The 4,294-nt window shown below is 67.8% G+C and carries 4 protein-coding genes and 1 pseudogene; 2 read left to right on the top strand and 3 right to left on the bottom strand.

Annotated elements, in window-relative coordinates; translation table 11 throughout:
* Nucleotides 1–91 precede the first annotated feature (91 nt).
* Nucleotides 92–952 (top strand): HAD family hydrolase, encoded by an 861-nt coding sequence (locus QZ483_RS12915; RefSeq protein ID WP_297084656.1) that lies wholly within the window; start codon nucleotides 92–94, stop codon nucleotides 950–952.
* Nucleotides 953–999: 47 nt separating this feature from the next.
* The gene (locus tag QZ483_RS12910; RefSeq protein ID WP_297084654.1) at nucleotides 1,000–2,271 is read left to right on the top strand and encodes an AGE family epimerase/isomerase; all 1,272 of its coding nucleotides are present in this window, start codon (nucleotides 1,000–1,002) and stop codon (nucleotides 2,269–2,271) included.
* A gap of 29 nt (nucleotides 2,272–2,300) precedes the next feature.
* On the opposite strand, the pseudogene QZ483_RS12905 reads toward QZ483_RS12910, so the two are convergent.
* The 3 genes and pseudogenes from QZ483_RS12905 to QZ483_RS12895 all read right to left on the bottom strand — a co-directional run.
* Nucleotides 2,301–2,828, bottom strand: a pseudogene (locus tag QZ483_RS12905) (DsbA family oxidoreductase); the annotation flags it as partial.
* Nucleotides 2,829–2,863: 35 nt separating this feature from the next.
* Nucleotides 2,864–3,289: a hypothetical protein gene (locus tag QZ483_RS12900; RefSeq protein ID WP_297084651.1), complete on the bottom strand. Its 426-nt coding sequence runs from the start codon at nucleotides 3,287–3,289 to the stop codon at nucleotides 2,864–2,866.
* Between the two features lie 116 nt (nucleotides 3,290–3,405).
* Nucleotides 3,406–4,294 (bottom strand): aldehyde dehydrogenase family protein (locus QZ483_RS12895; RefSeq protein WP_297084650.1); only part of this gene is annotated, 889 nt, incomplete at its 5' end.

The following is a 4,294-nucleotide window of genomic DNA, read 5'->3' as shown; positions in this document are numbered from 1 at the left end:
GGCGGCTAGGTGAGCGGGAACGCACCGCCAGGCGGGCCGATGCGCGGGGCGAGTTCACGGCGGCGTCACCGCCGCATCGTAGGCTCGGACCATGACGCCAGCCGCTGACGAGATGCGACCTCCCCTCGACAACGACGCGTGGCGCCTCCTGGGGCTCGACATCGACGGCACGCTCATGCACTGGGGCGGCGAGATCTCGGACCGCGTGGTGCAGGCGATCGAGCAGGTGCGCATGTGCCGCAACCACGTGATCCTCGCGACTGGCCGCAACATCGTGGCCACCATGCCGGTGGCCGAGCAGCTGGGGATTCGGCGCGGCTACGCGGTCACGTCCAACGGCGCGGTCACGCTGCGGCTCAATCCCGCGAGCCCCGGCGGCTACGACATCATCGAGACCGCGACCTTCGACCCCACTGCGGCGCTCGAGCTCATCCGCCAGGAGATGCCGGATGCGTTCTTCGCGGTCGAGGACCTGGGCGTGGGGTTCCGCGTGAGCCGGGAGTTCCCGATGGGCGAGCTGGTGGGCCGCCAGCGCGTGGTCGACAGCTTCGACGAGCTCGCTCAGGGCGAGGCCACGCGCGTCGTGATCCGCGCCCCCGGCGTCGACGTCGACCACTTCGACGACCTGGTCCACCGCATCGGCCTCAACGACGTCACCTACGCCGTCGGCTACTCCGCGTGGCTGGACCTCACCCCGCCCAACGTGACCAAGGCATCGGCCCTCGAGGCGCTGCGGCGCAAGCTGGGGGTGTATCCCGCGCACACCGTCGCGGTGGGCGACGGCAACAACGACCTCGCGATGCTCGAGTGGGCGGGCGAGTCCGCCGCGATGGGCAACGCCCCGCTGCACGTGCGGGAGACCGCGGACGAGGTCCTGGGAACGGTCGAGGACGAGGGGCTCTTGCCGCTGCTCGAGCGACTCATCGACCCCGACCGCCTTGCGGTCCTGTAGCGGCGAATCCGTCGCGCGCACACCGGCTCGCGCCCTAGGCTCGAGCCATGACCTGGCTCACCACCCCCGCCCATCACCGCTGGCTCGAGTCGGAGACGGACCGCCTGCTGGCCTTCGGCGCCGCGAGCCGTGACGCTCGCGGCGGCTTCGGCTGGCTGGACGAGGCCGGCGCGCTCGACCCCGACCACGACGTCGAGCTGTGGATCACGTGTCGCATGACCCACTGCTTCGCGCTCGCCGCCCTCATGGGCCGGCCGGGTGCCGCGGCGCTCGTGGACCACGGTCTCGACGCCCTGGCCGGGCGCCTGCGCGACGCCGAGCATGGCGGCTGGTTCGCGGCGGTGGGCGCTGACGGCCCCACCAAGGACGTCAAGGAGGCCTACGGGCACGCGTTCGTGATCCTCGCGGCGTCCTCCGCGCTCGCGGCGGGCCGGCCGGGTGCGGCGGACCTGCTCGCCGATGCGCTCGCTGTGCACACCGAGCGGTTCTGGGATGAGGAAGTCGGGATGAGCCGCGAGGCGTTCGCGCGCGACTGGTCCGAGATCGAGGACTACCGCGGCATCAACGCCAACATGCACACGGTCGAGGCCTACATGGCCGCCGCGGACGTGCTGGGAGACAAGGACCTGCTCCACCGGGCGCTGCGCATCGCCGAGAAGGCGGTGCACGGCTTCGCGGCCGGCAACGACTGGCGCCTCCCCGAGCACTTCGACGCCGACTGGCACCCCCTCATGGCCTACAACGAGGACGAGCCGGCCCACCCCTTCCGTCCGTTCGGCGCGACCATCGGGCACCTGTTCGAGTGGTCGCGGCTCACGCTGCAGCTGGCGCACTCCCTCGAGCAGTCCGGCCTGGCGTGCCCGGAGTGGATGCTGCCCGACGCCCGCGAGCTCTACGCGGCGGCGGTCCGCGAGGGCTGGAACGTCGACGGAGCGGTCGGCTTCGTGTACACGGTCGACTGGGAGGGCCGGCCCGTGGTGCGCGAGCGGATGCACTGGGTGAGCGCCGAGGCGATCGCCGCCGCCGCCGTGCTGTGGCAGGCGACCCGTGCCGCCGAGTACGCGGAGGACTACCAGCGCTGGTGGGACTACGCGGGCGAGCATCACCTCGACCTCGACGGCGGTTCGTGGTGGCACGAGCTCGGCACGGCCAACGAGGTCTCGCGCACCGTCTGGGAGGGCAAGGCGGACATCTATCACGCGGTGCAGGCCACGCTCATCCCGCGCCTGCCGGTGTCACCGGCGCTCGCGGCCTCGCTCGCGGCGGCTTTTCGCGCCGCCACCTGCCTGATCGCATCCGCGATCGTCTCGGGGTCCTGAGCCCCCATCACCGCATATTTGTTTTCCAGGATGAAACACGGTACGCCGGTCACGCCCATTTGCTGTGCGAGCGCGATTTCCTGCGTGATCGCCTCCGGGTCTGCGTCGCTCGCCAGCAGGCTTTCGACGATTGCCGTATCCATGCCGGCTTCCCGCGCCACGTCGAGCAGCACGGCTTGGTCGCCGATATTCCCGCCTTTCAGGAAATAGAGCTCGAACAGCGCCTCGACGACGCGGGTCTGCACGCCCTCGCCCGCGGTCTGCGCCCAGCGGATCAGCCGATGCGCATCGAGCGTGTTCGGCGATACGGCGATGGCCTCGAAGCGGAAAGGAATCCCCTCGCCTGCGCCGGCATTCTCGACATTGCGGTAGAGTTCGCGCGCCCGTTCGATGCTGCCGAACTTCTCCGCGAGATACTGGTCGCGATCCTTGCCCTCCTGCGGCAAAGTCGGGTCAAGCTGGAAGGGACGCCAGTTCACCTCGACGGCGACATCCTCGCCGATCGCGCCAAGCGCCTTTTCGAAGCGTTTCTTGCCGATGAAGCACCAGGGGCACATCACGTCGGATACGATGTCTATGTGAACCGTCTCGGTCATTCTTCAATCCACCATACGGGTAGCTGGTATCCATAGAGCGGCGTGTCGTCGGGATATTTGACCCGCGCCCACATCGCCACCCAGTCCTTTGCAATATGATAGAGCGGTATCGCGTAATGACCAGAGATCAGGATCCGGTCGAGCGCCCGCACGGCCGCCGCAAAATCCTCGCGGCTGCGCGCATTGAGCTCCGGTATGTGCATCGTCATCGCTGGTGTGACGTCATCGCGGTTGTGGCGTCTTCGCTGTTGTGAACGGGTTCGCGTCGTCAAATCGATCCGCACAGTGTCGCCGCCGGCATTGTCGACAGGGTCGTCCAGGAACCGCGAGACCTGGGTGACCATCTCTTCGAGGGTGAGGACGTCGGAGCAGCGCACGAACTGCGCGTGGCTCTGGGGAGAGGTGAAGATGCTGATCGACATGTTCGCGCGCTTTCGAATATCGGTTGCGAACTCGTACCCAACGACGTTCCGGAAAGAATGCCCGAAAAAAATATCCTGCGCCCCGGAAGGCCGGGGCGCAGGGTCAGACTACATCGTCAGTCCATCGCTTTGAAAGCGAATTCTCCGCCTTCCTTGATGCCCGAGAACCAGCGCTCGGTCACGGTCTTGGTCCGGGTGTAGAAGCGGAACGCATCGGGGCCGTACTGGTTGAGGTCGCCGAAGGCCGACTTCTTCCAGCCGCCGAACGTGAAGTAGGACAGCGGCACCGGGATCGGGAAGTTGATGCCCACCATGCCCACGTTCACGCGGCTGGCGAAGTCGCGCGCCGTGTCGCCGTCGGAGGTGAAGATCGCCGTGCCGTTGCCGTACTGGTTCTTCATGACGAGCTCGAGCGCGTCCTCGTAGCTGTCCTTGCGCACGGTCGAGAGCACCGGGCCGAAGATCTCTTCCTGGTAGATGTCCATGTCTTCGGTCACGTTGTCGAAGAGCGTCGGGCCCACGTAGAAGCCGTCCTCGTAGCCCTGGAGCGAGAAGCCGCGGCCGTCCGTGACGAGCGTCGCGCCCTGTTTCTCGCCCGAGGAGATCAGCCCCTCGATCCGCTCCTTGGCCTGCGCGGTTATGACGGGGCCATAGTCCACGTCCTCTTCCGAAGTGTAGGGACCGACCTTCAGCGCCTCGACCTTCGGCGTGAGCTTTTCGATCAGACGGTCGGCGGTTTCCTTGCCCACCGGCACCGCGACCGAGATCGCCATGCAGCGTTCGCCGGCCGCGCCGAAGCCCGCACCGACCAGCGCGTCGGCGGCCTTGTCGAGGTCCGCGTCGGGCATGACGATCATGTGGTTCTTGGCGCCGCCGAAGCACTGGGCGCGCTTGCCGTTGGTGGCCGCGCGGCCATAGATGTACTGCGCGATCGGGGTGGAGCCCACGAAGCCCACGCCCTGGATCGTCTCGTTGTCCAGGATCGCGTCGACCACTTCCTTGTCG

The sequence above is a fragment of the uncultured Demequina sp. genome, assembly GCF_913055775.1.
In the GTDB taxonomy this organism is placed as follows: Bacteria; Actinomycetota; Actinomycetes; order Actinomycetales; family Demequinaceae; genus Demequina.
The sequence above is the reverse complement of the archived record's forward strand: the minus strand, read 5'-3'. Positions and strand labels throughout refer to the sequence as shown.